Source organism: Bradyrhizobium sp. TM239, assembly GCF_036247985.1.
Taxonomy (GTDB): Bacteria; Pseudomonadota; Alphaproteobacteria; order Rhizobiales; family Xanthobacteraceae; genus Bradyrhizobium; species Bradyrhizobium ottawaense.
In genome coordinates, this window is sequence record NZ_BTIR01000010.1 from 14,815 (window position 1) to 41,542 (window position 26,728).

Sequence of the window (26,728 nt, forward strand, 5' to 3'; positions counted from 1 at the left end):
TTCGCAGGGTCGGAAACCAAGGAAGCATCACCAAGGAAGCATCACCATGTCTCGTTTGATCACAGCTCTGTCGACGTGCATGATCTCCATCGCTCTCGCCGGCGGAGTTGCCGAAGCTGCCGCTCCTCCCCTCACCAAGGCGCAGAAGACCGCCGTGAAGCAGGCGATCGCCGCCTGCAAGGCCGAAGCCAAGGGTAAGAAGGTCGCGTGGCTGTCGCGCCGGAAATACGTCAATCACTGCGTTGCGGAAGCTCTAAAGGAGCACCCCAACATCGACGTCATTCAGATCCTCAAGCTGCATCCGGAGATGAGAGATCTCCCGATGGACAATTGGGACTCGATCTGAGGTCGCTATCGCGACGTCGCACGGCCGAGGAAGTCGGTCAGCGCGCGGCGGTCCTCGGCCGAACCGATGCGCTGCTCCGGCATCTTGGTGCCGGGGGTGTAGGCGTTCGGTCCAACCTCGAACAGCTTTGCGACCGTCTCCGGCGACCAGACGATATCCATGGTCTTCAGCGCCTCGGAGAAGCGATAGCCCGGGAGCGATGCGATCTTGCGGCCGTATAGTCCCGCAAGCGTCGGGCCCGCGCGCTGCGCCTCCTTGTCCGACAGCGTGTGACAGGCAACGCACGCCCGAAATACATCCGCGCCCTGATCGCCCGCATAGGCGACGAGCGGATCGGCCGGCGTTCCCACATGGTTCGAACCCATGGGATCACCGGTGCGCGCGTTCCAGCGCCTGATCCTGCCGTCCGCGCCTCCCGTCATCAGCGTCTCGCCATCCGGCAGGAAGGCGACCGACCACACCGGGGCCCCCGGCCCGACCAGCGTTCGCAGCAGGCTGCGCGACTTGCGATCGATGATCGCCACCGTGCCGCCGATGCTGGCCGCGGCAATCAGCCTGCCGTCCGCCGACATCGTCAAGGCCACCACCGGTGCAGGACTGGCCGCGACCTCGCCGCTGACCTTGCCGTCAGTGGTCAGCATCCGCAGCATGCCATCGACTGCGCCTGTGACGATTTCACCATCCGGCGCCACGGCCACGGCGTTGAGCGGCGCCGGCAACGTCACAACGTCGGGCTTGCCATCCGGCAAACGCCAGATGCGCAACGTAAGATCATAACCGACGCTGACAATCGACCCGCCGTCCGGCGTGAAAGCGACGCCGTTGACGTTCTGCGAATGCCCTTCGAGCACGCGCGATGCGCCGTCCGACCGCGACCAGAGCCGCACCGTCCGATCCCATGAAGCCGACGCGAGAAGCGTCCCCTCCGGAGAGACCGCGAGCGCGGCAATCGGACCGACATGTCCCTCGAATACCCGGTCCGGCTGCTGGCGGCCTGCCGTCCAGACCGCAATTCGCGCATCGGCACCGGCCGTGACCATGGCCCCGTCCTTCAGAAAGGCGACCGCGTTGACGGCATCAGCATGATACCGCAGCACTTGCTCTGCCGTATCAGTCTTCAGCGACCAGCGAATGGCTGCTGTGTCGAAGCTGCCCGACAAAAGACCGTCCCCATCGGGGGAGATGGCCAGCGCCCGAACGGGGCCGCCGTGTCCAGCCATGTCGGCTTGCACGGATGATACGGCAAAGAGGGCCCACAAGGCTGCGGCGCTCCCCACGCGAAAAGGTAGTCTCATTGACCCTCGCCGCGTCACGTTCACGCTCTCAAGATTGGCAGAAGAGCCGACGGAGATGAATACCCGAACCGATCTATTTGGCTGGTGCCGTCGTGGTCTTGGACGATCCTTGAGGCGCGGCCTGCATTCCAGGCGGACTCTGGCCTTGGGGGCTTTCGGCGGGCGCGCCACCCGAACCTGTATTGATGGGGCCCGTCCAGCCTTGCGGCTGTAGTTGGCCCTTCTCCTCGGGAGGGGTTGGTGCCGCAGATGAGTTGGTTTGCGCGGGTTGGGCGGAGGCGCTCTGGAAGAAGCAGAGTGCCGCGAAGCACAAGATCGTTGTTGGCAATTTCACGTCGGATCCTCCGGTGCGTGTACTAAACCGGGCAACGCTGCCTTCCGTTCCGGAGCGTGCAATGCAATAACCCGACTTCGCGCATCCTCCGCTTGAACGCCGGTGGTCCGAAGACTAGTCTCTGGCTGGTCACGTCAAGGACGACTGACATGCAGGGGCCAACGCGGCCATTTCTGCGGATGATGGCGCGGCTGCGCGCTCTGCGCGCGCTTGATGGGCCGCAAGATCCCATTTCCCGAGAAGCCTCGCCCTTCCTGATCCTCGTTGCCATCGTGCTGGCGCTTCTTTTTGCGATATTGGAAGTCGACGTGAATAGCGCGGCGCTTCGGTCCCTGGGCTTGATGGGCGATGGATTTTCCGTCGATCCCATCTTCAAGAGCCCATAAGATCGCTTGTGTCTCGGTGCGATCAACGAGTTTGCTCGCGGCAAGCCATGTCGTATAAACACCTCGACGGTTCGATCGAAGGAGGCTGCGGATGAAGGCTTTTCTTCTTGGCTGCGTCGCGGCCATGGTGATCGCGATAGCGGGAATGGTGGTCTTGAATCGGGTCCAGGAGCCCGTCGCCCAGGCGTTTGCTACGACCGGGGTGCGTCTCTGAGGCACTTGATTCCGGCAAGATACAATCGCCCCACCGCTTCGACATGGGTGAGACGGGCATATGGGGCGGCCTCTACACGTTCATCGATTGGGCCATTCAGTCGAAGCACTATGTCGGCCCCCGGCCCACGTTCGAGTGCATCGATCCCGACAAGCTGGCTCCGCTGCCGCGCGATGCATTGTGGACGAGCTCATTGTCCCGAATAAGTCGCTTCGATATATTGCCCCCTTGACCCTTCGCTCAGATTTCGCGTGCAGTTAGACGACACGTCACTGTGTTGTTGCACTCCGCTCGAACGGCTTGTTTTCGGCGATGAACCTCGCCGCCAGCACCAAGGCGCCCATCGAGAACTCTTTTCCGTGCGCGGCAATCATGCGCTCGGTGAGCTCCGCCAGCTCCTTGAAGAACTGATCCTTGCTTGCGGCTTCGTTCGACGCTTCAGTGACTGTCATGCATTCTCTCCTGGAGCTCGCGGCAAGGCTCGTCGCCCAGCTCGCCGTTATTTGAAGATTTGCGGCGGAAACGTCACGATCGCCGCCTCGCCGCCGTGTGTTCCGACGACAAGGTACTGGCCGTCGTCGGACCAGCGGACGGCTTGGACCGCGCTCTGGCCCGGCGGTTTGACGACCAGCTCGTCGGGGTCGCCAATCCTGGCGATTACGACCCTGCCGTCGGTGTATCCTGCCGCGACCAACGGACGCCCCGGATGCATATCCACCGCCTCGACGAGGACGAATCCGCCGCGGCCGGTGCCCAGGCTCGTCGGCTGTTCGCGACCGTCGTCGAGACTGGAAACGTCCCACGCGATGATGCGGTAGGCCCCGCTCGTCACAAGAACGCGGGAGTCCGCGCTCCACGAAAGAGACCCGACGCTTGCGGGATAGCTTGGAATCCGAACGGCCCGCGCGTCGGAAAGGCGCAGCAACACGATGCCGGCTTCTGCGACGGACATCGCCAACCAGCTTCCGTCGGGACTCCACGACAAGCTCGAGATTGAGCCCAAGGTCATTGAGATGGTGGGCTCAGGCCGTGGTCCGAAGGCACGCACAAGCAGGCAACCGTCAGCTCCTGTCGCGAAGCTCCGGCCGTCTGGCGAGACGGCCATCGCGGATGAACGCCCTCCCGCACGCTCCTGAAGCCATCCGACCTCGCCGTTGGAATCGCAGTATATGACCGACCCGCCAGAAGCGGCCAGAACACCGCCGGCGTGCACCGGGGCGACGAGATCGATCGGGGCCCCGAACTTCGCGGCTTGTCGGGTGACGCCGGATGCCGACACATGCAATAGCTGGCTGCCATCGCTTGCGATGAAGCCCTCAGGCTCGATCGAGGCGAGATGAAGCGAAGCATCGCTGATGACGACTTTCGTAACCGGCGGGACCGGCTTCCGCCGCGGGGAGATCGTCGATCGGCCGCCGTCCAAGGCCATACGATAGCGATCCTTCGGCGGTTCGCTGTCGGCCAGCGGAGCGATGGCCAGAGAGCCGTCGGCAAGCGCGAACGCCACTGCCTCTCCCGCAGCGTCGAACGCCACGTTGGTAACGGGCGCCCCCATGGTCCAATGCCGACCAAGCAGTTCATAGAGCGTAGCGGTTTCGGCTTCCATCGTGTCCATCGGTCATCTCACCTGCCGGTCGCAATACACCTGTCGAGTTCTTCAAGGCGTCGTTCCAGCGCGGCGCATTGGGCGTCGCATGTTGCCATTCCGGCCTTTGCTTCTTTCAAGCGCTCGTGCGCTTCCTCGATCGCGTAGGCGAACGCATGCGAACCGCCTGTCGCCGCAATCTCCTGCTCAATCCTCTGAATCTCGAATTCTGCTCCACCAGCAAGCTGACGGTTCAGAAGGCTCCACGATTGAGCGGCCGATATCTGCTGAACAACGAACAACCGCTCCTTCAGCATTTCGACAAGGACTTCCGGATCGACATTCATGCGCTCGGCTCGATTTTATCCAGGATCCGCTGGAGGCCCCGGGCATCGGATACGAAGTGTTGCTGCGCGTCATTGACGTGAGATTGCAGCGAGTCCCACAAATCGACTCTCAGCAACCGTGCCGGATCGCCCGCCATCGTCTCGATGGTCTGGAGGCCGAACTGATGCCGCAAGCCGATACCCTGCAATACGAAATCCGACAGCTCGCGTGCATGCGTTTCGATGAAGGGTCGCAGCAGCGGATGCACGCCGTAGCTCATGCCGCGCTTTGCGAGTTCGGCTTCGATAAACACGATGAAGTGTCGCACGAGCAAATCCTGGCTTTCGCCGACCAGGTGCACCACGAAGGTGACGTCGCGGTCGGCGCGCGCAAGGATCTGCGAGGCCAGCGTCGCCGCACCGACCGGCCCTTCCCCGCCCGTTTGTTCATCCCAGACAGCCGCCATGCCAGCCCCCGATCGCTAGGTCCGGGAACGGTATTGGTGCAGTTTGCGGTACAGCGTGGCGCGCGAAAGCCCCAGCTTTTCCGCGGCAGCGGCAATATTGCCGCCGGCGTTTGCGACGGCCCTCTCGATGGCACGACGCTCCATCTCGTCAAAGCGCGCGATCTCGTCACTCTCCGATCCCGTCGCGCTATTGTCCGACCGCACGGAGATCGAGGGAGGTTGAGCCGGCGCCACCTCCACGAAATCCTCCGGCAAGTCCCTGGGAGTGACGATGCCGGTGATCGTCATCAGCACGAGGTTTTCGATCAGATTGCGCAGCTCGCGAATGTTTCCCGGCCAGGAATAGCGGCGCAGCAATTCCATCGTGGCCGCCTCGAAGCGCAGCGGCTGGGTGCTGTAGATCGTCGCGAATTGTCCGTTGAAGTGATCGATCAGGATCTCGACATCGCCCAGCCGCTCGCGGAGCGGCGGGATGGTGAACTTGACGACGCCGATCCGGAAGTACAGGTCCTTGCGGAAGCGCCCCTCGGCCACTTCCTGCTTCAGATTTCGATTGGTTGACGCCACAAGCCGCACGTCCACCGAGCGCGCCTTGCTGTCACCGAGCCTGTAGACCGCGCGCTCTTCCAATACGCGGAGCAGGTAAGGTTGCAGGTCCATCGGCATCTCGCCGATCTCGTCAAGGCTGAGCACGCCGCCATTGGCAAATTCGAACCGCCCGGGCCTTCCCTCGCGCGTAGCGCCGGTATAGGCGCCCGGCGCATGCCCGAATAATTCGCCGCCGAGCAACTCTTTGGAAACCGCACCGCAATTGAAGGCAACGAACGGCTCCTTGCCCGTCTTCAGGCTGGCGGCATGAACCAGGCGGGCGAACAGTTCCTTGCCGACGCCCGTCTCGCCCTCGAGCAGAATCGCGGTTCGGCCGAGGGCCGCCCGCTCGACTTTCTGCACCACGTCCAGCAACGCCTCGCTGCATCCGACGATCGCTTCCTTTGCCGACATCAGGGCTGTGCGGGCCGTCGGCGACATCTCGGATGCAGCAGGATGTGTCCGCGGCTTCGAAGCGAGCACGAGCATCGCGCCCTTCACCACCCCGTCGACGACCAGCGGCTCGATCCGCTGCTCGCGCAGCTCCTCGGCCAAGTCCTTGCCCAACAGACCTTCACGACTCGGGAGAATCTGTGACCCAATGCTCAACTCACGAGACTGCGCGATCCGTCGCCAGCGAGCCGACGCCATGTCGTTGTGATGGACGACCCGACCGAAGCGATCCAGGATCACTACGCCGTCAGTGCTGCCCATCCCCGGCATTTGAGAAATGCCTGCCTCGAGCAGGCGTATTCGTTCGAGCCGGATCTTTTCCGAGAGGGCGAGCTCGATATGGTTGGCCGCGATCACGGCCAGCGCGACATTGTGACGATGAAAGATCGCCTGGGGTCCCGAAAAATCGATGATGCCTATGATGCTGCCGTCAATCGGGCTACGAATGGGGCTACCGACGCAGGTCCAGGCTTTGATGCCCTCGGAAAAATGCTCCGCGGCGTGGACATGAACCGGTTTTCCCGTGACGAGCGCCGTGCCAATGCCGTTGGTGCCGGTCACCGTCTCTCCCCAGGCGGCGCCGACTTCGAGGCGAATATCGTGCCCGGCATCGATCGTCCTCTGATCGCCCCCGACATCAAGCACGACGCCATTCCTGTCGGTGATGACCAGCATGGTGGCCGCATCGCCGAGTACTTCCGCAACGCGGCGGAAGGTCTGGGCGCTGGAGCCAAGCAGATCATCGTTCTTCAGGCGCAGCTCATAGAGATCGTCCGGCGAAGTCACGAAGCTGCTGCCCTTGCAATGGGCATTCACTCCCGACTTGACGCTGCGCTGCCATGATTCTTCGATGACGCCTCGCACCAGAGCGCTCTCGCGCTTTGCATCTCCGAACGTCAGGAAGTTTTCCCACGCCTTGTTGGTCTCACGTTCATCGTACGGCCGTCCCTGCTCCGCATCCGCGGCCTCCGGCATTTTGTAGCCTTCCAGGGAAAACGGCGGCTTAGCCATGAAGGTTTCCGTCAGCATTGGAGCACCAAACCTATATTGGCAAACAGCAGCTTGATCGGCAGAAACGACATCAGCCGGGCCAATGAGATCGTGCTCTCACCGGCTCGGCTTACGCAGGTCATTCGACCGTTCTGGCGATCGCGTCCAAACCGAGACGGCCCGAGATGATCTGCTCCAGGCGCGCTTCCGACGCCTCATCGGGCACTCTCACTCCCTCGAGGTCCATCAGAACCTTGTGCAATTCGTCATCGAGCGGCTCGAAGATTCCATTCTCTCGCGTCGCCAGAGCGAAGTGCCGCGATTGCCCGCCGCCGCGCAATTCGCCGACAAAATGGAGTTGCCGCCCCGAGGCGAGATCGGCAATCACAACGCGGCCGTTATAGCTGATCCGCACATAGGGCTCGATCTCCTTCGGGCGAGCCCGAGGCGTGGACCAGAGCTTGCCCGACGGCTGAGGCTCAGAGGGAGGCGCCGGATTGCGCAACTCCTGCCAGCGCCCAAGCGTCAGATGATTGGCGAGCGAATTGATCGTCGTGCGGTTCTTCTGAAGGAAGTCCTTCGCCTTGAGCTCTTCGCGGTGCGGACCGTCGCGCTTGGAGATGATGTAGGCCATGTCCCGTTTCCTCCTGCCCCGGTTTGTCGAATGACCGCGGAGGCTTATGATTTGCCTCCTTCGGGCTCACGCCGAACCTTGCAAGATTGTAGCTGTTTCCAGATCGTTGTCACCGGCCAATCATTCGACCGTGACGGTCAAGCCATCGCCGCATTTGGCGCGTCACGTCGGTCATTGTCGCCTTGGCGGAACGCGAACCGCGTTCATGTGCTTCAGGCCCGCCCAAGCTTTTCTGCCCCGCCGCCCAGTGCAGCTCCCTGCGTCGGATCAACATACTCCGGCACATCGGCAACCAGCGTGTTGGTCGTCAGCACCAGCGTGGCCACGGAAGCGGCATTTCGGAGCGCGGTATACGTCACCCTGACCGGGTCGACGATGCCGGCAGATACCATGTCGATGAACACGCCGTTTGCAGCGTCGAACCCGACCCCGGCCCGCGAGCTTTGCAGCTCGGCCACAACCTTCGCCGCATCATGGCCGGCATTTCGGGCAATGAAAGCGGCGGGACGCGACAGGGTTTCGCGCACCAGCTTGATGCCTTCACCGAGGTCTCCATTGATATTGCCGAGCGTGCGCGCCACCACCGGCGCGCACTGCGCCAATGCTGTCCCGCCCCCCGGCACGATGCCCTCCTCGGCCGCAGCCCGCGCCGCGTTGAGCGCATCGTCGATCAACTGGATCGTGCGCTTCTGCTCGACCGGCGTGACGCCGCCCGCAAAGATCACCGCGGTCCCGCCCGAGAGCTTGGCCAGGCGTTCCTTGAGCTTGTCCTGCTCGATGTTCGGCGGCGCCAGATCGTGCTGCTTGGCCACCTGCTGTCGGCGCGCGGCGATCGCCGCATCGTCCCCGCCGCCCCGGATGATCACCGTTTCGCGCGCACTGGCCCGAACCTGCCGCGCAGTGCCGAGGTCGGCAAGGCCGGCCTCTTCCAGCATGCCCCCGAGTTCGCGGGCGATGACCCGCCCTCCGGTGATGATGGCGAGGTCATCCATCATGGCCTTGCGCCAGTGGCCGTAGTCGGGCGGATTGACCACCAGAACCTTGCCGCGGTTGCCTTCGCCGAGCAGCGTGACGACCACTTCCGGGGCGATCTCTTCGGCGACGATGACAAGCGGTTTCCCGGTCTCCGCGACCCTCGCGCGCAGCGCTGCCAGCTCGCCCGGCGCCTTGATCTTCAGATCGGTCAGGAGAATGTAGGGCTGATCCAGCACCACCTCCATCTTCTCGACATCCGTCACCATGTGGTGGGAAATGTAGCCGCGATCGAACGACATGCCTTCGACCACCTCGAGCGTCGTGTTCGTCGTCAGTCCGTATTCCGAACTGATGATGCCGTCCTTGCCGACGCGCTCCACCGCCTCCGCGATCAGACCGCCGAGATGGGAGTCGGTCGACGCAATCGTTGCCACGGCCTGTAGCGTCTTGCGGTCCGACACCGGAATTGCCGCACTCTTCAGGCTCTCGACCACGATTTCGACGGCGCGGTCGATCCCCTTGCAGAGATCGACCGCCTTGGCGCCGCGCTCGAGGGCCGCAACGCCGCCTTGAATGAGACCGTTCGCCAGCACCATCGCCGTCGTCGTACCGTCGCCGGCGACTTCGTTGGTCTGCATCGAGACTTCGCGCACCACCTGGGCGCCCATGTTCTCGAAGCGATCCGGCAATTCGATCTCGGAGGCGATGGTAACGCCGTCGCGCGACACGATGGGCGTGCCGATCGGCCTGTCGACCATCGCGTTCATGCCCTTGGGACCGAGCGTCGATTCGATCGCGGCGGCCAGCTTCTGGACGCCGCGCGCAAGAGCGCGACGAGCCTCTATGTCATGCAGCAAGACTTTTGGCATTGCGTTTCACTCCCACGTGGTCGTTTCTCGGTCATCAGGACGGGCGCACTTGATGTCCGCTCCGTTGTTGTCGGCACCCACAGATCGCGCGCGTATCATCGCGACCTCACGCAAGGGCCGCGGAATGCTTGTTCGTTGCAGGCGATCCGAAAGACCGCGCGGCGCAGCCACTGCCGCAACCTCCGCACGGAGCTGGCGTCTGCTCCGCGCGATCCGCGTCCGGCTCGAGATAGCGCACCGCAAGAAGGCCCCGGCATAACGAGCTGTTGAACTCCATGTTGATGCGCACGCCTCGCAAGCGCTGCAGATACGAAGCCATTTCGTGGCGCCTGATGGGGGCCCCATCGAAGGTAACGAAGGCGGGGTCGGCCGGGAGAGCGGCGAGGCGCCGCCCAACCAGAAACTCGCGATAGCGCGGCTTCTGGCGCGCAACTTCTTCCGAGCCGAAGTCGATCGCGTCGAACGCGCCCAGACTCATGCGGCAGATCGCGTGATCCTCATAACCCAGCCCGCGCAATGCCAGGATCATGACCTCCTGGCGCCGCTCGAACGCCTTGCGGCGGAATTTCTCCCGCAGATCGTCAAGTGAACCGCCGCTTGCGAAATCCTTGAGCGCCTCGCCAAACGACCTGCCCTCGCGGACGCCCCGGTTGATCTCCTCGGCGACCATATGATCACGAAGCTGCGGGCGGGTCTCGCGAACCCAAGGCAGCGAGGACACCGCCCGACGCATATCGTCGGCCATGAGGAACGCGAAGTTCGCCGAGCACCAGTAAGTCGGCAGGCGAAAGACGATGTCGACTCCATCAACATGATCGACTGTGACCCGTTCGACGAATCCAAGCTCGGTGACCGGTTCGTCCAGCTCGGGATCCGTGACCAGCGCGAGGCGCTCCCACACCTCGTTGGTCCTGCGATCATGCTGATGGAGCGCGTTCATCGGCTCTACTCCGCTGCCGTCGCGTGGATTTTCTGCCCGAGCTTCGCCTTCTGCGCCTCGACGTCGACTCCATAGAGACGTGCGGCGTTGAGGCCCAGAATCTTCCTCTTTGCCTGCTGGGTGAGGTCGACGCCGTGCTCCTGCTTCAGATCCTCCGGCAGCTCGAAGTTCCAGAACTTCTCGACCAGCCAGCGCGGCGTCCAGATCGCGTAGTCGCTGCCGAAAAGCAGCTTGTCCTCGCCGACCCAGAACAGCAGTTCGCTGATCACTTCGGCGAAATAGCGCGGACGTCCGTGTATGAACGGCAGCGCCACCGCGAGGCCGCCGTAGACGTTCGTCTCCTGCACCGCGATCCAGCAAAAATCATCGAGGCGCGGCAGACCGCAATGTTCAATGATGAAGTTCAACCCCTGGAAGTCGGTCGCGGCATGGTCGACGTCGTGAACGTCGAACGCATCCTTGTCCAACGGAATGATCGTCGGCCCCTTGTGGACATGGATGTTGGTGATGCCAAGCTTCTGGCAGAGCTCGAGGCAGCGATAGGCGTTGGGATCCGTGAGCTTCCACCCACGCGAGTCGCCCTTCCACTCGGCGGTATAGAGCTTGACACCCTTGATGCCGAACGTCTCCTTCATGTAGTGGATGTACTCGAGTGCCTTCTCACCATCGCGCGGATCGAAGGCGCCGTTGACGATGAAGCGGTCCTTGTACTTCTTCGCCATCTCGGCGTTGCGATCGATGGTATTGAACCCGTTCTTGTAAAACTCCGTGAGGTAGGTCGACTGAACGACGGCCATGTCGTCAGGACCGTCGACGAACAGATCGTGGTACATCTGGTCGGCGCTGTATTTCTCGAACTGCTCCTTCGGCCAGAGCTTGTCCTTCGGGCTGAGCGAGGTGTGGTAGGCGTAGAAACAGTCGATGAACTGCTTGCCGTGGACGTTGAGCTGATTCGCCGGACTTCCGTCCCAAAAATGGGTATGACCGTCGATAACGAACACTTCCTCGCCGCTGGGAGTTATGAACATGATGCTCTCCGGAAATTCCTGGTTGGCTCTGGTCGATCAAACGAAGCGCAGTGGTCGGGCGGGACCACATCGAGAAGCGGCGGGGCTACAGCCGCTGGGGATGCGGCCCCGCCCAGTCAGGGAGGCGATGGAGACTCATTCGATGTATTCGAAGACCTCGTCCATGTTGCCGAACAGCGTCACCGTGTTGTCGTCGATGCGCACCATCCGTCCGTAGTGGGTCGAGGTATTCACTTCGAAGATCTCGGCCGTCATGTCCTTCCCGAGGATTTCGCTGATTTCATCCATCTTGAAAGTCAGCTTTCCCTCGCCGTCGATGCGGATCAGGGCCGGCTGATAGGTCACCGTCACGTTCGGCTTCTTCGCCATGAACTCGGCGATGGCGCGCGCCTCGACGCTGTCATTCATGGTGACGCCGCACTGATGGGAAATCGTCTGCTCGAAACGAAGGTCCCCCATCTTCTGGAAGATATTCTGGTTGGTCGCAGATCTGGAAACGACGGACATTGCAATTTACTCCTTGGGAAGGGTGAGGCCGAGCTCGCCGAGAATCTTCTTGATGCGTTCGACCGACTGCGCACGCGCGTCGGCGTACTGCACCGGCTTCGAATGCGGCTGCGACCAGATCGGCTGCAGGCCGGCGGCCGCCTTGTTGGCGAGCGCGACATGCTTGTTCACCCACCCCTGGAACAGCTTCTTGTTGTGGGCGCCATGCTGATTGTCGGTCACCAGAAGGTGCATCAGGTCGATCGTGTTCGCCAGATTGCGCTCGTAGTCCGCTTCGGCGGACGAAATCACCGGCGGCGTGATGAAGTCGCCGTTCGACGAGGCTACCTGCATCAGGAAGCCGCTGCGAAACAGTTCGCCGACCAGCGGCTCGAACACGATGTTGGTGGCGAAATACTGCTCGAGATAGTCGGCCGAGCCCATGATCGACTCGATCGCTTCGCGCGTTCCTTGCCAACCCTTGTCTTCCAGCCAGACGCGCTTGCCGGCCGTGTCGTCGAAACCCGGAATGTCCATTCCGATCTCGGCGAGATACAGCGTAATATCCTGTGAAAGGCGAAGCTTGTAGGACGAGTTCGTCAGCGTCGCATTGTTGATCATCTGGGTGTAGCCGTAGCGCTGAGCCTGCATCAGCGACGTGCCGAGACCGAACTCGGCGTGCTTCCACGCACCGAGATGGTTCTGCAGGATCTTGATCCAGGCCTTGTCGAAGCTCTTCGGTGCCCCGGACTTGCGACCGTTGGCGATCACGGCCTGGACCATGGCTTCGATCTTGGACTGGCGCTGGTAGTGAGTGCGCTCCCACTCCTGGTCGGGAGCACGGAACGCATGCCAATTCGAGCTGAGGGCCGCCGTGTTGTCCTTGGTGTATGCACCCTTGCCGTTGGGGAAGGAGATGATCCAGTCCTGCAACAGGTATCGTTCCGGATCCGGTTGCACGTCGACCGTCACGTCTTCGTAGTGCGTGGCTCGCTTGCTGCGGGGCTCGAAATAGCGGTATCTGCGGCTATCCGAATCCGGAAACACCGCAGAACCTGCTGCACCGGATTTGGCTGATACGGTTTGAACGGCAGTCATGGTCGTCTTCCTCCTCCTGTTGTTGGGCTCTAGCTCGTTGGGCGGTCGAGGCGTCTTAGTTGTTCGCCGGCGTGAACTTGTCGAAGAAGATGCGGTCCGACTCGACATCGCTCATCTGCAACACTGGCGTCAGCGCCTCGATCATTGGCGATGGACCGCAGGCATAGACGTCGACGTCTTCGCCATAGTCCGCACCGCGAAGGTGCTCTCCGACTGCCTCATGCACGAAGCCCTTTGCTCCGCCCCAGGCCGTGTCGTCGGCCGCATGGGAGAGAACCGGGACGAACGTGAACTCCGGATGCCTGGCGGCGAGCTCCGCGAAATGGTCGAGATAGAAGAGATCGTTCTGCGTCCTGGCTCCGTAGAAGAAGCGCACCGGACGAACTTCCCCGGAGCTGATGTGATCATGCAGGATGGACCACAGCGGCGACATTCCGGATCCGCCGCCGACCAGGATCATGGCTCCGGTTTTGTTTTCTCGTCGGAAGCAGGTCCCGTAGGGTCCTTTGATTCCAACTTCGGTTCCGACGGCGAGATCTCCGTCGAGTCGTGAGGAGAAACGCCCGTTGGGGTACTTCTTGATGATGAACGCGAGTTTTTGGCTTTCGCCCGGCGAATTTGCCATGGAAAACGAGCGCGTAATCGTCTCTGGTCCCGGGAGCGTGATGTCGACATATTGACCCGCCCAGAACTTCAGAGGTTGCTCCAGTGTGATTTCGAGGCGGCGGATGTCATGGGTCAGCGCAGAGACGCTGGTAACGGTGCCCGTGAAATCCTTGACGGGGATCGATTTCGACAGCACTTCCTCGTCATAGTTGAGGAGTTCCACCTCGAGATCCGAGTACGCCAAGGTCCGACAGAGCAGGATGTAGTCCTGGCCTCGCTCCATCTCGTTGAGGGCAAACGTCGAGTATTTCTTCAGCTCCACGTCGCCCCCGGTGAGGACGCATTTGCACGCCGAGCACTGCCCTTCCTTGCAACCATGCGGCAGCGCGATCCCTTGGCGAAACGCGGCGTCGAGAACAGTTTCGTTCTCCTCGACCTCGAACTCTATGCCTACCGGTTGCAGGCGAACGACATTGGCCGGCGCGCCCATAGGGGCCTCCTCAAACGAACGCTTTGATATCTTCCGGGGAGCGATCGGGAAGGAGCCGGCTGAAGCCGGCCCCTTCCGTTTCACCTAGTTGCAGGGATTGATGGTGAATCCCTTGCGATAGTCGGCGAGATGTTTCTCGCGGTCGGCCGGGCTCATCTCCCGCAGCGTCTGCAGCGGGCTCTTGAGGATGTGGCCGCGGACATCGTCGAGCGTCCACATTTCCTTCTGGTCGAAGCGGAGGTGCGGCTGCGCGACCAGGGTCTTGCCGTCCGTGCGGACGAAGCCGAGATCCTTGATGGCGTCGGCGATATCGACATTGTGGTAGACGCTTTCCCACTCGCGACGGCCGCTGAACCGCCCCATCGCCGGGGTCGGACGCCCCTGGTACTCGCCGGCGAAGGCTTCGACGGCCGTCCAGCGATCGAGCTCATGGGCGAAGGTGTGCAGCTTGCCGTCGATCTCGTCAGTGACCATGTCCTCGCGGATGAGGCATGGAACCAGGCACGACCAGCAGCGATGCGGATAGACGTAGCCAACATCGCCGTTGAAGAGAATGTTGGTCTGACCGCGATGCGACAGCTTCTCGTACCACTTCCAGAATTCGCCGAACTGGGCATACCAGCCCGGATATTTGTGCTCGAACCACTCGAAGTCCTTGTCGGTCTGGGCTTCGATGCGCCAGAAATTCGCCGACCAGCCGACCGCGAAGAACTGGGCGACCTTGTGGACGTAGTGCTTCTCGGTCAGCCGCTTCCAGGCGGTTTGCACGTCGTCATGATGGATCTTGATGCCGTACTTCTCGAGCGGCAGCATATAGGTGCGATAATAGTCCTCGAAGATCCAGCGGTGCCACATCTCCGCATAGGACTCCTTGTTCTTGTCGCGGTTGGTGGTGCCGTACTCGATGAACGTCCCGATCGCCGCGTCGACGATGGCGTGGTTCTGCCAGAAGGCATAGCGCATGTCGCGCTCGAGCAGCAGGTGATTCTCCGGCTCCTTCAGCATTGACATCAGCATCGAGTGGCCGTTGCCGATGTGGCGGCTCTCGTCCGACTGAACCGAGAGGAACACCGTTGGCAGCGCATAGTCGCCGTTGCGCGCCGCCTCCGACGGCATTGCGACGAACAGCGTGTTGGTGAACGCCGTCTCGGCGACGACGGTCAGGTAGACGTTCGCCGACGTGATGGCGTCACCGGTGATGAAGCCTTCACCGAATTGGCGACCGATGGTGGTGGCGTAGCACTTGCCGAACGCCTCCTCCGTGATGTCGAAGCCGGCCGGGTCGATGTAGTTCTCCATGTACCATTTCTTCAGGTTCATCTGGATGGTCGAGTGACGGAACTCGTCGACCATCTGCATGGTGAAACCGGTGCGGAGATCTTCGCCGGGTGCAAGGCGCCCGACCATCGCCATGGAACGTGCCGCCGAGATTTCCGGGAACGGGATGATCGCCAGGAACAGCTTCATCCACTCGACCCAACGCGGCTCGACGTTGCGAAACATGTCGCCGCGCAGCGCGGCGTCGAGCGCGCCGTAAACGCGATTGTCCTTTTCCTCCTGCATCGGGAAGTAAGAGCGAAGGACCTGCTTCATCGGATCCTTCGGCGCCTTCGTGATCTTGTAGTCGGTGGGGAAGGTCATCGCTTCCTGGACGTAGGACGGATTCCAGCCGAGATCTGCAATCTTCTTTGCAGCCTCACCGACGGAAATGCCGCGCTGGGCGGTGATCTTGTTGAGCGTTAGCGTTCCAGACATCTCGTCTTTCCTCCTGATCGGGTCAGAAACCACATCGATATTCCGCCTGCCTGGACCTTCGCGGACCGAGCAGTGCTTACCCGTGCGTTACGGGCCACCTCGCGACCGTTTGCACGGCCGGACGTTTGATATCGGCAAGGGTCTCAGGATGACTGTGGAACGCCTCAGGGATGATCAGGAGCGATCTTCGGACCCAGCCGTCTTCCGATCGCAATTGCGTCACCCCCATGCGAGGTTCGCCCTCAGCTTGACATCCCCTTCCCTCGTTCTTGTCGCGGCTCGCCCCGGACGGAGCAGTCAGCGTTGTTGTGCCAAACAGCTTTGCAATGGCCGTGCCAGCGCACACTCGTCTCGCCGGATCGATTTCCGGCTGCCGGAAGCAAGGATCGGCGCTGACAACGACGTCACGGCTTTGCAGCTCGCGACCTGCGGAAATGCAAACTGCGACAAGAGTTGCAGAATGAGAATCGGCGCAACGCGAAGACCGTCACTTCGCAGCGCAATGTTTGCGCCGCAGCAGTGTCGCCCCCAGGCAAAGGTTTTGGCGCTTTCGGGATCGAGCGCGGTTCCGCCCGATGCGACAGGCTTCTTTCGCGTTGAAGGCCACGCATGCCGAGACTGTTTCGTTGCCCGCCCACTCGGACTAGCGATAGTCGTCGAAGCCGGCCGACCGCTTTGATTGCCGAACGTTCTCGATCCAGAGCTCGGTGTACCGGGCGTAGCAATCATGATCGCAGAAAGGGAGCCCGGTACTGAATTCTCTCAGATAGTGAGCGTGAATCGGCTCACAGCAAGACATGCAGAACGTCTTCAGCCACGGTGTTCTGCCATTGACGAGGATGAACCTCATGCGGCGTTCCTAAGCGATCTTATCGATCTGAGACCGATAGCGATGCAAATTGAGACGACGGCGCGCAATGAGACTCGGGGAATCAGACCATTCCTCCACCTTGCGGTGTTTGCACTGCGATATGAACTTGTGTGAAACCGATCCGGTTGAACTGCTGCAGCGCGCGGCCTGCAGAAGATCCCGATCGAATTCCAGGGGGCTTCGGTGACGACGTCCGAAGAGTCCGAGCGGGCATGACGATGGACGGTCGCTCGATCCATCGCGAGGAAATGCATGCTCGCGATGGATGACGCAGCTACGGTTCAAGGGATCAAGACAGCCCGTCCATGAATTTTCCCGGCATTGAGATCGCGCAAGGCCTTGTTGGCATCCGCAAGGCGATACTCCGCCGTCGCGAGTTCAACCAGACCTCGGTCTGCAAGGGCCATCAACTCGGTCAGTTCGGCCCACGTGCCGACCAGATTTCCGATGATGTTCTTCTCGGTGATCACCATGTCGACGGTCGGCACCCGGATGTCCTCGCCGTAGCCAACGACGTAGTAGCTGCCCATCGGGCGTGTCATTGCCAGGCCCTTCGAGGTCGTGCCCTTCTCGCCGACGAAATCGATCACCGCTTCCGCACCATTTCCAGCGGTCAGGCTTAGAACGGCTTCCACTTCGTTGCCGTCGGCCTTCACGAGGTGATCGGCGCCGGATTTTTCGGCCAGTTTCAGCGATGCTTCGGACTTGTCGACGACAATGATGTCGGCCGCACACATCGCTTTGAGGCACTGGATTCCAATGTGGCCCAGGCCGCCCGCACCGATGACGACGCAAAATTCGCCTGGCAGAAGGTGACGCGTGGCTTTCTTGGCGGCGCGATACGCGGTGAGGCCGGCGTCCGCGTATGGAGCGACTTCCTTCGGCGCGAGCGTCCGCGGCAACGGGACAATGTTGCGCTCCGAGGTGCAGAGGAATTCCGCATATCCGCCGTTGCAGTCGAGGCCTGGAAATGTACCAGGACCATGCATGTCGAAGCCGCGGCGACAGGCGAGACACGTTCCGCCGGTGATCTTCGGATGGACGATCACGGGATCACCCTTCTTCAATCCCTCGACTTCCTTGCCAACCTCTTCGACCCACCCTGCATTCTCGTGTCCCATGATGAGCGGAAGCAGCTTGTCGCCGGTCGGATCCATATGCGGCTTCCACACGCCCTCGATGATATGGAGATCGGTTCTGCATACGCCGGCTCCACCGATGCGGACGATAACGTCCGTCGATTTCGTCAGCTTCGGATCAGGCACTTTCTCTTCCCCGACCCACTGGTCGCCGGAAAGCTTCTCGTCATAGGCTCGCAATACCTGGGCTCTCATCATTTCCTCCGTCTCCCCGCGGCGAACTTCGGTGCGCCATCGGCTCAGCCTCAGCATTTTTTGTGCCAGTGGATTGGTGTCGCGGCGCCATCAGCGACGACTGGAAGCGCGCCAACAACCTGCTGCGGTGCAGCGCAGAGGTACGGTTCATCCATGCGGAAACAGCCCGATACTACCAAGCATGGATCAGCGTCATCTAAAGTCCTCCACGCTCGGAAGGATCGATGGTCAGGCTAAGTGCGGCAAACAGGATGGCAGCTCGACTTTGCTGCGCATCGCTTGTCGCGCAAGGAGCTCAACCGGACGGCCAAACCAATCCACGCGTTGGTCTACGTGCCCGATGAGCGCGAAGGCTTGACTGTTATCCGCACCGATGAAGATCGCGTTCGCTCTGGTGGTTCGGTCATGGGACGCGAAGGCCCTCCTGCGGATGTTGGACCAGGCGCGGGAGAGATTCTTCGACGTCGTGATCGTCGAAGCGCTCGATTGCCCTTATCGCAACGTGGACGATCTCGCAGGCATCGATGAGAGGCTATCTTTTCTCGGAATCGAGATCCGGGCCGTTCACGAGGGCGTCGTTGACACGGTGCTGGTCGGCTATCCAGGGAACGGAGGCGCCTCGCAGCAACATCACGTGCAAGACGGCAGCGCCTTGAGCAGCAGCTCGGTCAATCGAACAGGGAAATCGAACAGCCGGTGGATGCGATCACGAAAGGTCATGGCGATCCCTCCCTTCTCGGACCTCGGTCGACGGCCGTTGGATGCCGCAGAAGCCATCCGAGACCTTGTCGATACGGTCACGGTGTTCCGGGATCCAACCAGACCAGGTAGAGTCGCGGCGGAGATAGCCGGCCGGCCAAATGCCCTGCTTGGCGAATCCGCCTACCCCAATCGGGCCACGGGAGTGTGGGGAAAGATGGTAGCGGGAGAGGGACTCGAACCCCCGACCCCAGGATTATGATTCCCGTGCTCTAACCAGCTGAGCTACCCCGCCACAGGGCCCGCGAACGGCGGCTACGGCCGATCTCGCGAACGCGCGGCATATAAAGAAGGGGGCGGCGGGAAGTCAAGCAAAGGTCGGGCGATTGGCGGGGGTGAATTCAGCGTCGGAATCGACCGGTTTGTCGTGAAATCCGTCATGGCCGGGCTTGTCCCGGTCATGACGGAGATTGGGATCGGGAAACCAGCCTATTTCGGCCTCACATTGGGGTCGCCGCCGGGGCTGCCGGGGGGCGGGATCACCGGGGTGTTGCCGCCGGTGTCCGGGGCCGGGGCGTGCATCTCGGGGTCGACGCCCGCGGGCGGGCAGAGCACGCCGTCGGATTTTGCCAGCTTGTCGCCGAGCGGTTCCCGGGACTGGCCGGTGGTGGTGCCATCGGCCTGGCGATTGGGCCGGTCCTGCGGCATGCAGTTGGCGGCATGTTGCGGGGATGGCGGCGCGGTCGCTTGCGGCGGCGTCGCAGGTAGCGGCGGGGCCTGCGCGATCGCTGGCCCGGAGGTGGCGATCACGAGGCTGGCCAGAATGATGTTTGATGTCGTGCGCATGGGAGCAAAACGCGCCGATCACGGCGCGTGTTCCCTCGGCACGATCACGATTTGTGGTAGCGGATCAGCGAGAAGTGCCCCATCGGCGGCATGGGCCTGCGCTCGGCGAGCGTGACGCCGCCGTGTTTTGCGGCCCAGCCCTCGAGGCGGGCCCACGGGAATTCCGGGCGCCAGCCGAGGCGGCGGGCGATGGGGGCGAAGGCGAGCTCGAACAGTTTGCGCGGACCGCTTTCGGCGCCGATGTGGTTGACCAGGATCAGCTCGCCGCCGGGCTTGAGCACGCGCACGAACTCGTCGAGCGTGCCTTCGGGATCGGGCACCGCGGTGATGACATATTGCGCCACCACCGCGTCGAAGAAGTTTTCGTGGAAGGCGAGGTTCTTCGCGTCCATCACCGAGAGCACTTCGACATTGGAGAGGCGAAGCGCACGCACCCGCGCCTGCGCCTTGCGCAGCATCGGCTCGGAGATGTCGACACCGCAGATTTTCGTGGTGCGCGAATAATCGGACAGCGACAGGCCGGTGCCGACGCCGACGTCGAGGATGCGGCCGCCGATGCGGTCGGCCTCCGCGATGGTCGACTGCCTTCCGGCGTCGAACACCTTGCCGAACACGAGATCATAGACCGGCGCCCAGCGGCCATAGGCCTTCTCGACCCCGGCCCGCGAGATGTCTGCTGCCATGCCCCTGCCCTGAATTCTCTTAACCGCGCACCGCTTCGACAAGCGGCCTCGCCGTGCCTGTCGCGACTTTCGCGGCAGCGCTTTGAATGAAGCCGCCGCCGAGCACGCGCGCCTGCCCACTGGGCGCGTCGTAGAACACGCAGGCCTGGCCGGGCGAGACGCCCTCCTCGCCGCCGACGAGCTCGACCTCATAATGGCCGTTCGCGCCGCGCAGCCATGCGGGCTGCGGCGCGCGGGTCGAGCGCACGCGCACGAACAGCTCGAGGCCGGCGCCGATGGCGCGGTCGATGTCGCCGCCGCCGATCCAGTTGACGTCGCGCAAGGAGATGCGGTGCATCTTCAGGGCCTCGCGCGGGCCGACGACGACGCGGCGGGTGGCGGCCTCCAGCCGCACCACGAACAGCGGCGCGTGAGCTGCGATGCCGAGGCCGCGGCGCTGGCCGACGGTGAAATTGGCGATGCCGTTGTGCCGGCCGAGCACGCGTCCCGAGAGATCGACGATGTCGCCGGGGTCCATCGCGTTGGGACGCAGGCGCGTGATGATGTCGGTGTAGCGCCCCGTCGGCACGAAGCAGATGTCCTGGCTGTCGTGCTTGTCGGCAACGGACAGGCCAAAGCGGCGCGCGAGCTCGCGCGTCTCGGGCTTGGTCATGTCGCCGAGCGGGAAGCGCAGGAAGTCGAGCTGTTCCTGCGTCGTCGCGAACAGGAAATAGCTCTGGTCGCGGTCGGAATCGGCCGCGCAGACCAGCGCGCGCGAGCCGTCCTCGCGGCGGCGCGAGGCGACGTAATGGCCGGTGGCGAGCGCCTGCGCGCCGAGCTCGCGCGCGGTCTTGAGGAGGTCGCGGAATTTGACGCTGCGGTTGCACTCGATGCACGGCACCGGTGTCTCGCCGAGCGCGTAGCTGTCGGCGAAATTGTCGATGACGGATTCGCGAAAACGATCCTCGTAGTCGAGCACGTAATGGGGAATGCCGAGTTTTGCCGCGACGTCGCGGGCGTCGTGGATGTCCTGGCCGGCGCAGCAGGCGCCCTTGCGGTGGGTCGCCGCGCCATGGTCGTAGAGCTGCAGCGTGATGCCGACGACGTCGTAGCCTTCCGCCTTCAGAAGCGCAGCCGTCGTCGAGGAATCGACGCCGCCCGACATGGCGACGACGACCCTGGTGTCCTCAGGACGGCCTTCGAGATCCAGACTGTTGAGCATGGGCCTTTGAGGGTTGTGACGGCGGCGTGCGGCGATCCGCGATTTCATGCTTCTCGCGGGACGCCGTCGATCCCCGGGAACTTTAGTTCCCGCAAGGCACGACTGCCCGGTCGAAAGCGGCTGAGAGCAACCTCTTTAATATAGGCGGCATTCCGGTGAAGCAATCACGGGGGCGGCCAGCTTAGGGCAATTCTTGCCGGGGAGGCAGAAATGGCGGGGTCGCGGCCGTCCCCGCGGCAATGGCCATCAACTTATAAGTTATTGATTTTTATATATAAACTTACGAAAGCCGGCGCTGGCCCGCTCCTTGCTCCCTTGATGCCGAAGATGTTTCCAAGGGGTCGCCTGTGGTCAGTCGTACGTCAGATGTCGTGGCCAGCGTGCAAGTTTCGAGCGCGCAGCAAAAGCCTGCGCGGTCGCAGAGCGCCAAGGAGGCGTCCGCGAGCGACTCCTTCGGGTCGCTGGTCGACAGCAACACCCAGGCGATCAACACCAATGCGGCCTCGCAGGCCCAGGATAGCGCGCCGCGGCGGAGCGATTCGTCCTCCGCGGACAAGGGCCCGCGCGACACCTCGTCCACGGATCAATCCTCACAGAGCAGGGCGAGCGACGACACCGACACCTCCGCGCCTGCCAGGAACGACAAGACGGACGACAAGACGAACGATACGACCACCGATCCGGCCAAGGACGCCAGCAAGGTCAAGGACAAGTCCGAGGCGTCAGACGCCAAATCGACTGATACATCCGAGAAAACCAAGGACGACAAGACCGAGGGCACCGACACGCTCACCGCCGCGGTCGATGCCGCAGCAACCGCGCCGGCCGACGCGGCGCAGCCCGCCGTGCCCGATCCGAACGCGATCGCGGTTGCCGCGCCGGTCGTCCCGTCCGATCCGAACGCGGCCGCAGACCAGGCCGCCACCGCCTCGCCGCTGGCGATCGCCGCCGCCGGCATCGCCGCCAGCGCTTCGACCGCGGCGCAGATCGCGGGCGGCAAGACCGACACTGCCACGCCGGCCGACAAGAGCGCCAAGACCGCCGGCGCCAAGGTCGACGCCGACACCTCCGCGACGCTGGCCGATGCCACGGCCGGGGCAACCGACGCGGCCGCGACCGACGCCAAGGCGAACGGCGGGCTGATCCCCGTCAATCAGGGCACACCGAAGACCTCGTTCCAGGCCGCCGTCGCCACCGCGCAAGGGCAGTCCGACGTCTCCAATATCGGCCAGGACACCGGCAAGGCGAACGCCGCCCCGACGCAAACGCCGGGCACTGCGACCGCCAACGCCGCCACCCATCCGCAAGGCGCCAAGCCGCAGGCAGATGGCGCGGTGACCGAGGCCAAGGCCGGAGCCTCGGACCGCACCGCCGATGCGAGCCAGGGCACGCCGACCACGCTCGCTCATGCGGGCGCGCAAGCCACCGTCACTCCGACCGACACCAGCGCGCAGGCCGCTTCCGCCGTGCAGGCGCCGCTGACCAATACGACCTCGACCGCGTCCGCTTCGACCGCGACGCTGACCGCGACCACGGCCAGTGCGACGGCGGTGCCGGTCAACGGCATCCCGATCGAGATCGCGGCCGCCATCCGCTCCGGCAAGTCCCGCTTCGACATCAGCCTCGACCCGGCCGAGCTCGGCCGCATCGACGTCCGCATCAATGTCGACCGCAACGGCAACGTCACCTCGCATCTCACCGTGGAGAAGCCGGAGACGCTGCAGATGCTGCGCCAGGACGCGCCGCAATTGCAGCGCGCGCTCGACGATGCCGGCCTCAAGTCCGGCAGCAACGGGCTGTCCTTCAGCCTGCGCGACCAGAATTCATCGGGCCAGAACTCCGGCCAGGACAACGACAATGGCGGCAATGCCCGCCGGCTGATCATCAGCGAGGACGACACCGTTGTTGCCGCACCCGTCGGGCGCGGCTATGGCCGCATGTACGGGCCGAGCAGCGGCGTCGACATCAGAGTGTAAAGGAGTATTCGACATGACCACCACGACTGGCGCTACCGCTCCTGCTGTCGTCTCCGGGACGACCGACCTCCCCAAATCCTCCTCGTCGAGCTCGCTGGGCTCGACCACGGGATCGACGCTTGCCGGCAACTTCCAGACCTTCCTGACGCTGCTGACCACGCAGCTGCAGAACCAGAACCCGCTCGATCCGCTCGACACCAACCAATTCACCCAGCAGCTGGTGCAGTTCGCCGGCGTCGAGCAGCAGCTCAAGACCAACGATTCGCTGGCCCAGCTCGTCACCCTGCAGCAGACCACGCAGGCGACCCAGGCGCTGGGTTTCGTCGGCAAGACCGCCCTGGTCGACGGCTCGACCGCGACCATGACGAAGTCGTCGGCCACTTGGCATCTCAACGTGCCGACCGACTCCACCGTCGACATCACCGTCGCCAATTCCACCGGCCAGACCGTGTTCACCGGCAAATATACCGCCGCCGCCGGCACCGACATTCCCTTCACCTGGAACGGCATGGGCAATGACGGCACGCAATGGCCCGACGGCAAATACACGATCTCGGCGACGGGCAAGGACGTGGCCAACAACAACGTCGGCATCGCAGCCCAGGTGCAGGGCGTCGTGTCGTCGGTCGACCTGACCCAGTCGCCGCCCCTGCTCACCATCGACGGCGCCAGCTACACCCTGAGCCAGGTGAAGAGCATCATCGCGACGAGCAGCAATTAAGGGCGGGCACCACGAGCCACATATTCAGTGTCATCCCCGCGGACGCGGGGATCCATAGCCACAGCAAGTCGTTTTCGCGTGAAATCGTAACCCCGAATCGTCGTCAACCTACGCCCTGGGCTTATGGGTCCTCAGATGCGCAATTGCGCATCATAGCTCGCGCTCCGCGCGCCCCGGGACGACAGTTGGAGCCTCCGCGACACCGCGCTCCGGCTCCATTCGTTAGTAAAGTATTTACGAAGTCCCCCTCGACCGGTCCGGATTCCACCGTTTCGCCGGCCGACACGGCGCCGTTCCAGCCATTTTCAACGAGAATTGTATTGAAGCCTTAGGCTTAGCGGATTTTTAAGCCGCCGGGCGTAGGGTTACGGGCGTGAGTTCAGTGGTTGAGAGTTTGTGAGTACGCCATGACAGAACCCCATCGCCCGAGGGTAAAATACGTCATCGGGCCGGACGGCAGTCCGTTGACGATCGCGGATCTGCCTGCACCCGGCACCAAACGCTGGGTCATCCGCCGCAAGGCCGAAGTCGTCGCCGCCGTCCGTGGTGGACTTCTCTCGCTCGAGGAGGCCTGTAGCCGTTATACCCTAACGGTCGACGAATTCCTCTCCTGGCAGTTTTCCATCGACCAGCATGGTCTGGCGGGTCTTCGCACCACCCGCATCCAGCAATATCGCCAGTAGGCGATCCGGAAATCTGCGGCTTTTGACGAAAATCGGCCTCGCCCTGCGAGGCCGATTTTTTTCATATCCGTCCTTTGCGCGACTTTTGTCCGACCTCTTAACCTTCGTTAACCATATCGAAACCATCACCTAGGCAATAATTGCCCAGTCGGCCTTTCCTGTGAAAGCGGCCGAATCTGTTGGGGCGGTTGCTTGCAAGGTCTTGCGGACTTCTTGAAGAGTATCGGCGCCGCCCGGTTCGGGGCGATGATCGCGGTCACCGCCGCGCTCATCGGCTTTTTCGCGTTCGTCATCATGCGCGTCACCACGCCGCAGATGACGACGCTGTTCACCGACCTCAGCGTCGAGGATTCCTCCGGCATTATCAAGGACCTGGAACGCCAGGGCATCCAGTTCGAGATCCGCAACGAGGGCAGCATCATCATGGTGCCCAAGGACAAGGTCACGCGGCTGCGGATGAAGCTCGCGGAGGGCGGCCTGCCCAAGGGCGGCGGCGTCGGTTACGAGGTGTTCGACAAGTCGGACGCGCTCGGCACCACCTCCTTCGTCCAGAACATCAATCACCTTCGCGCGCTGGAAGGCGAGCTCGCCCGCACCATCCGCGCCATCGACCGTATCCAGGCCGCCCGCGTCCATCTGGTGCTGCCCGAGCGCCCGCTGTTTGCGCGCGAGGCGCCGGAGCCGTCGGCCTCGATCGTGGTCCGCGTCCGCGGCTCGCTGGAAGCCCAGCAGATCCGCGCCATCCGCCACCTCGTCGCCTCCGCCGTCAACGGGCTGAAGCCGCAGCGGGTCTCGATCGTCGACGAGGCCGGCCAGCTGCTCGCCGACGGCGCCGCCACCGATCCGGAGCAGGCCGTCGGCGACGAGCGCCGCATCTCCTTCGAGAAGCGGATGCGCAAGCAGGTCGAGGACATCGTCTCCTCCGTGGTCGGCTCGGGCCGCGCCCGCGTCCAGCTCTCCGCCGATTTCGACTTCAACAAGATCACCCAGACCTCGGACAAGTTCGACCCCGAGGGCCGCGTGCTGCGCTCGAGCCAGACCCGCGAAGAGCAGAGCATGACCGCCGACAACAACGGCCAGGTCACCGTCAACAACGAGCTGCCCGGCAACCAGCAGAACAACGGCGTCGCGGCCAAGGACCAGAGCAAGAAGTCCGAAGAGACCAACAATTACGAGATCTCCCGCACCACCAAGACCGAAGTGACCGAGGCTGGCCGGGTCAACCGCATCTCGGTCGCGGTGCTGGTCGACGGCATCTACTCCAAGAACGACAAGGGCGAGCTGGCCTATCAGGATCGCACCAAGGAGCAGCTCGACCGCATCGCCACGCTGGTGCGCTCGGCGATCGGCTTCGACCAGAAGCGCGGCGACCAGGTCGAGGTCGTCAATCTGCGCTTTGCGGATGCGCCCTCCACGGCCCCGATCGGCGAGCCCGGCGGCTTCCTCGGCATGCTCCAGTTCACCAAGGACGACGTCATGTACTTCGTCGAGCTCGGCGTGATGATGCTGCTCGGCCTGATCGTGCTGTTCCTGGTGGTCCGCCCGCTGGTCAAGCGCATCCTGGCCTCCGACGAAGTCGCCGCCGCCATCTCTGGCGTCCTCAGCGGCCCGGCGGCCTCGGAAGAGAGCGCGCCGGCCGGCCAGGCACTGCTGCCGAGCGGCGCCGCGAGCGCGATCGACGTCGCCACCATCCAGGGCCAGGTCCACGCCCAGTCCGTTCATCGCGTCGGCGAGCTCGCCGAGCGCAACCCCAACGAAACCGTCGCCATCATCCGCCAGTGGCTGACCGAACCAGCCAAGTAATCCCTAGCCAAGCAATCCTAGCCAGTGAATCAAGAAGTGATCTGAC

General features: G+C 63.0%; 24 protein-coding genes and 1 tRNA gene. 5 read left to right on the forward strand and 20 right to left on the reverse strand.

The genetic code is table 11. The features are described from left to right. Positions 1-46: 46 nt before the first annotated feature. Positions 47-346, forward strand: coding sequence for a hypothetical protein (locus tag AABA84_RS17570; RefSeq protein WP_246550342.1), 300 nt, complete (start codon positions 47-49; stop codon positions 344-346). Between the two features lie 5 nt (positions 347-351). Here the strand turns inward: AABA84_RS17570 and AABA84_RS17575 are convergent, their stop codons facing one another. The 20 genes from AABA84_RS17575 to mnmA form a co-directional block, all read right to left on the reverse strand. Continuing rightward, the gene (locus tag AABA84_RS17575) at positions 352-1,641 is read right to left on the reverse strand and encodes a c-type cytochrome (RefSeq protein ID WP_338312684.1); all 1,290 of its coding nucleotides are present in this window, start codon (positions 1,639-1,641) and stop codon (positions 352-354) included. A 468-nt stretch (positions 1,642-2,109) separates the two neighbouring features. Next, positions 2,110-2,487, reverse strand: coding sequence for a hypothetical protein (locus AABA84_RS17580; protein WP_338312612.1), 378 nt, complete (start codon positions 2,485-2,487; stop codon positions 2,110-2,112). Positions 2,488-2,844: 357 nt separating this feature from the next. Beyond that, positions 2,845-3,027, reverse strand: coding sequence for a hypothetical protein (locus tag AABA84_RS17585; RefSeq protein ID WP_338312613.1), 183 nt, complete (start codon positions 3,025-3,027; stop codon positions 2,845-2,847). 47 nt (positions 3,028-3,074) lie between these two features. Continuing rightward, positions 3,075-4,190: a WD40 repeat domain-containing protein gene (locus AABA84_RS17590; protein ID WP_338312614.1), complete on the reverse strand. Its 1,116-nt coding sequence runs from the start codon at positions 4,188-4,190 to the stop codon at positions 3,075-3,077. Positions 4,191-4,198: 8 nt separating this feature from the next. Then, entirely contained in the window at positions 4,199-4,507 is a 309-nt protein-coding gene (locus tag AABA84_RS17595; protein ID WP_338312615.1) for a hypothetical protein, read from the reverse strand. Beyond that, positions 4,504-4,953, reverse strand: coding sequence for a hypothetical protein (locus AABA84_RS17600; protein ID WP_338312616.1), 450 nt, complete (start codon positions 4,951-4,953; stop codon positions 4,504-4,506). The genes AABA84_RS17595 and AABA84_RS17600 overlap by 4 nt, the downstream gene beginning before the upstream one ends. A 15-nt stretch (positions 4,954-4,968) precedes the next feature. Beyond that, a complete protein-coding gene (locus AABA84_RS17605; RefSeq protein WP_338312617.1) occupies positions 4,969-7,023 on the reverse strand; it encodes a sigma-54-dependent Fis family transcriptional regulator in 2,055 nt (684 codons plus the stop codon). A gap of 100 nt (positions 7,024-7,123) precedes the next feature. Then, positions 7,124-7,618 carry a hypothetical protein gene (locus tag AABA84_RS17610; RefSeq protein ID WP_338312618.1) on the reverse strand — a complete coding sequence of 165 codons (495 nt, stop codon included), beginning with the start codon at positions 7,616-7,618 and terminating at the stop codon, positions 7,124-7,126. Positions 7,619-7,830: 212 nt separating this feature from the next. Further along, the gene (locus tag AABA84_RS17615; RefSeq protein ID WP_338312619.1) at positions 7,831-9,462 is read right to left on the reverse strand and encodes a molecular chaperone GroEL; all 1,632 of its coding nucleotides are present in this window, start codon (positions 9,460-9,462) and stop codon (positions 7,831-7,833) included. 106 nt (positions 9,463-9,568) lie between these two features. Continuing rightward, complete coding sequence (locus AABA84_RS17620; RefSeq protein ID WP_338312620.1) at positions 9,569-10,402, reverse strand: iron-sulfur cluster assembly protein; 834 nt, start codon at positions 10,400-10,402, stop codon at positions 9,569-9,571. 5 nt (positions 10,403-10,407) lie between these two features. Further along, on the reverse strand, positions 10,408-11,430 hold the full coding sequence (locus AABA84_RS17625) for an amidohydrolase family protein (RefSeq protein ID WP_338305478.1): 1,023 nt from the start codon (positions 11,428-11,430) through the stop codon (positions 10,408-10,410). Between the two features lie 135 nt (positions 11,431-11,565). After that, the gene (locus AABA84_RS17630; RefSeq protein ID WP_212248840.1) at positions 11,566-11,937 is read right to left on the reverse strand and encodes an MmoB/DmpM family protein; all 372 of its coding nucleotides are present in this window, start codon (positions 11,935-11,937) and stop codon (positions 11,566-11,568) included. 6 nt (positions 11,938-11,943) lie between these two features. Continuing rightward, positions 11,944-13,014, reverse strand: a complete 1,071-nt coding sequence (locus AABA84_RS17635) for an aromatic/alkene monooxygenase hydroxylase subunit beta (RefSeq protein WP_212248839.1) — start codon at positions 13,012-13,014, stop codon at positions 11,944-11,946. Between the two features lie 55 nt (positions 13,015-13,069). Further along, positions 13,070-14,110: a 2Fe-2S iron-sulfur cluster-binding protein gene (locus AABA84_RS17640; protein WP_338305481.1), complete on the reverse strand. Its 1,041-nt coding sequence runs from the start codon at positions 14,108-14,110 to the stop codon at positions 13,070-13,072. Positions 14,111-14,194: 84 nt separating this feature from the next. Beyond that, positions 14,195-15,865: an aromatic/alkene/methane monooxygenase hydroxylase/oxygenase subunit alpha gene (locus AABA84_RS17645; protein WP_338312621.1), complete on the reverse strand. Its 1,671-nt coding sequence runs from the start codon at positions 15,863-15,865 to the stop codon at positions 14,195-14,197. Positions 15,866-17,017: 1,152 nt separating this feature from the next. Further along, positions 17,018-18,070, reverse strand: a complete 1,053-nt coding sequence (locus tag AABA84_RS17650; RefSeq protein WP_338312685.1) for an NAD(P)-dependent alcohol dehydrogenase — start codon at positions 18,068-18,070, stop codon at positions 17,018-17,020. A 917-nt stretch (positions 18,071-18,987) separates the two neighbouring features. Continuing rightward, positions 18,988-19,064, reverse strand: a tRNA-Met gene (locus AABA84_RS17655). Between the two features lie 194 nt (positions 19,065-19,258). After that, positions 19,259-19,615 carry a hypothetical protein gene (locus AABA84_RS17660; RefSeq protein WP_338305482.1) on the reverse strand — a complete coding sequence of 119 codons (357 nt, stop codon included), beginning with the start codon at positions 19,613-19,615 and terminating at the stop codon, positions 19,259-19,261. Positions 19,616-19,659: 44 nt separating this feature from the next. Continuing rightward, the gene (locus tag AABA84_RS17665) at positions 19,660-20,298 is read right to left on the reverse strand and encodes a class I SAM-dependent methyltransferase (protein WP_212248834.1); all 639 of its coding nucleotides are present in this window, start codon (positions 20,296-20,298) and stop codon (positions 19,660-19,662) included. A 19-nt stretch (positions 20,299-20,317) separates the two neighbouring features. Continuing rightward, positions 20,318-21,499, reverse strand: coding sequence for a tRNA 2-thiouridine(34) synthase MnmA (gene mnmA, locus AABA84_RS17670; protein ID WP_338312622.1), 1,182 nt, complete (start codon positions 21,497-21,499; stop codon positions 20,318-20,320). Positions 21,500-21,846: 347 nt separating this feature from the next. Here mnmA and AABA84_RS17675 point away from each other — a divergent pair, with 347 nt between their 5' ends. The 4 genes from AABA84_RS17675 (at position 21,847) to fliF (ending at position 26,682) form a co-directional block, all read left to right on the forward strand. Continuing rightward, positions 21,847-23,475: a flagellar hook-length control protein FliK gene (locus tag AABA84_RS17675; protein ID WP_338312623.1), complete on the forward strand. Its 1,629-nt coding sequence runs from the start codon at positions 21,847-21,849 to the stop codon at positions 23,473-23,475. 13 nt (positions 23,476-23,488) lie between these two features. Next, positions 23,489-24,196, forward strand: coding sequence for a flagellar hook assembly protein FlgD (locus AABA84_RS17680; protein ID WP_212248831.1), 708 nt, complete (start codon positions 23,489-23,491; stop codon positions 24,194-24,196). Positions 24,197-24,603: 407 nt separating this feature from the next. After that, complete coding sequence (gene sciP, locus AABA84_RS17685; protein WP_002714638.1) at positions 24,604-24,879, forward strand: CtrA inhibitor SciP; 276 nt, start codon at positions 24,604-24,606, stop codon at positions 24,877-24,879. 192 nt (positions 24,880-25,071) lie between these two features. After that, the gene (gene fliF / locus AABA84_RS17690) at positions 25,072-26,682 is read left to right on the forward strand and encodes a flagellar basal-body MS-ring/collar protein FliF (protein WP_212248830.1); all 1,611 of its coding nucleotides are present in this window, start codon (positions 25,072-25,074) and stop codon (positions 26,680-26,682) included. Positions 26,683-26,728: the final 46 nt, after the last annotated feature.

Coding starts and splice junctions, on each gene's coding strand:
- AABA84_RS17635 (WP_212248839.1), bottom strand. CDS start 13,014: ATGACTGCCGTTCAAACCGTATCAGCCAAATCCGGTGCAGCAGGTTCT.
- AABA84_RS17640 (WP_338305481.1), bottom strand. CDS start 14,110: ATGGGCGCGCCGGCCAATGTCGTTCGCCTGCAACCGGTAGGCATAGAG.
- AABA84_RS17575 (WP_338312684.1), bottom strand. CDS start 1,641: ATGAGACTACCTTTTCGCGTGGGGAGCGCCGCAGCCTTGTGGGCCCTC.
- AABA84_RS17620 (WP_338312620.1), bottom strand. CDS start 10,402: ATGAACGCGCTCCATCAGCATGATCGCAGGACCAACGAGGTGTGGGAG.
- AABA84_RS17680 (WP_212248831.1), top strand. CDS start 23,489: ATGACCACCACGACTGGCGCTACCGCTCCTGCTGTCGTCTCCGGGACG.
- AABA84_RS17615 (WP_338312619.1), bottom strand. CDS start 9,462: ATGCCAAAAGTCTTGCTGCATGACATAGAGGCTCGTCGCGCTCTTGCG.
- AABA84_RS17625 (WP_338305478.1), bottom strand. CDS start 11,430: ATGTTCATAACTCCCAGCGGCGAGGAAGTGTTCGTTATCGACGGTCAT.
- sciP (WP_002714638.1), top strand. CDS start 24,604: ATGACAGAACCCCATCGCCCGAGGGTAAAATACGTCATCGGGCCGGAC.
- AABA84_RS17585 (WP_338312613.1), bottom strand. CDS start 3,027: ATGACAGTCACTGAAGCGTCGAACGAAGCCGCAAGCAAGGATCAGTTC.
- AABA84_RS17590 (WP_338312614.1), bottom strand. CDS start 4,190: ATGGACACGATGGAAGCCGAAACCGCTACGCTCTATGAACTGCTTGGT.
- mnmA (WP_338312622.1), bottom strand. CDS start 21,499: ATGCTCAACAGTCTGGATCTCGAAGGCCGTCCTGAGGACACCAGGGTC.
- AABA84_RS17665 (WP_212248834.1), bottom strand. CDS start 20,298: ATGGCAGCAGACATCTCGCGGGCCGGGGTCGAGAAGGCCTATGGCCGC.
- AABA84_RS17650 (WP_338312685.1), bottom strand. CDS start 18,070: ATGAGAGCCCAGGTATTGCGAGCCTATGACGAGAAGCTTTCCGGCGAC.
- AABA84_RS17610 (WP_338312618.1), bottom strand. CDS start 7,618: ATGGCCTACATCATCTCCAAGCGCGACGGTCCGCACCGCGAAGAGCTC.
- AABA84_RS17595 (WP_338312615.1), bottom strand. CDS start 4,507: ATGAATGTCGATCCGGAAGTCCTTGTCGAAATGCTGAAGGAGCGGTTG.
- AABA84_RS17600 (WP_338312616.1), bottom strand. CDS start 4,953: ATGGCGGCTGTCTGGGATGAACAAACGGGCGGGGAAGGGCCGGTCGGT.
- AABA84_RS17580 (WP_338312612.1), bottom strand. CDS start 2,487: ATGGCCGCGACGCAGCCAAGAAGAAAAGCCTTCATCCGCAGCCTCCTT.
- AABA84_RS17645 (WP_338312621.1), bottom strand. CDS start 15,865: ATGTCTGGAACGCTAACGCTCAACAAGATCACCGCCCAGCGCGGCATT.
- AABA84_RS17660 (WP_338305482.1), bottom strand. CDS start 19,615: ATGCGCACGACATCAAACATCATTCTGGCCAGCCTCGTGATCGCCACC.
- AABA84_RS17630 (WP_212248840.1), bottom strand. CDS start 11,937: ATGTCCGTCGTTTCCAGATCTGCGACCAACCAGAATATCTTCCAGAAG.
- AABA84_RS17570 (WP_246550342.1), top strand. CDS start 47: ATGTCTCGTTTGATCACAGCTCTGTCGACGTGCATGATCTCCATCGCT.
- AABA84_RS17605 (WP_338312617.1), bottom strand. CDS start 7,023: ATGCTGACGGAAACCTTCATGGCTAAGCCGCCGTTTTCCCTGGAAGGC.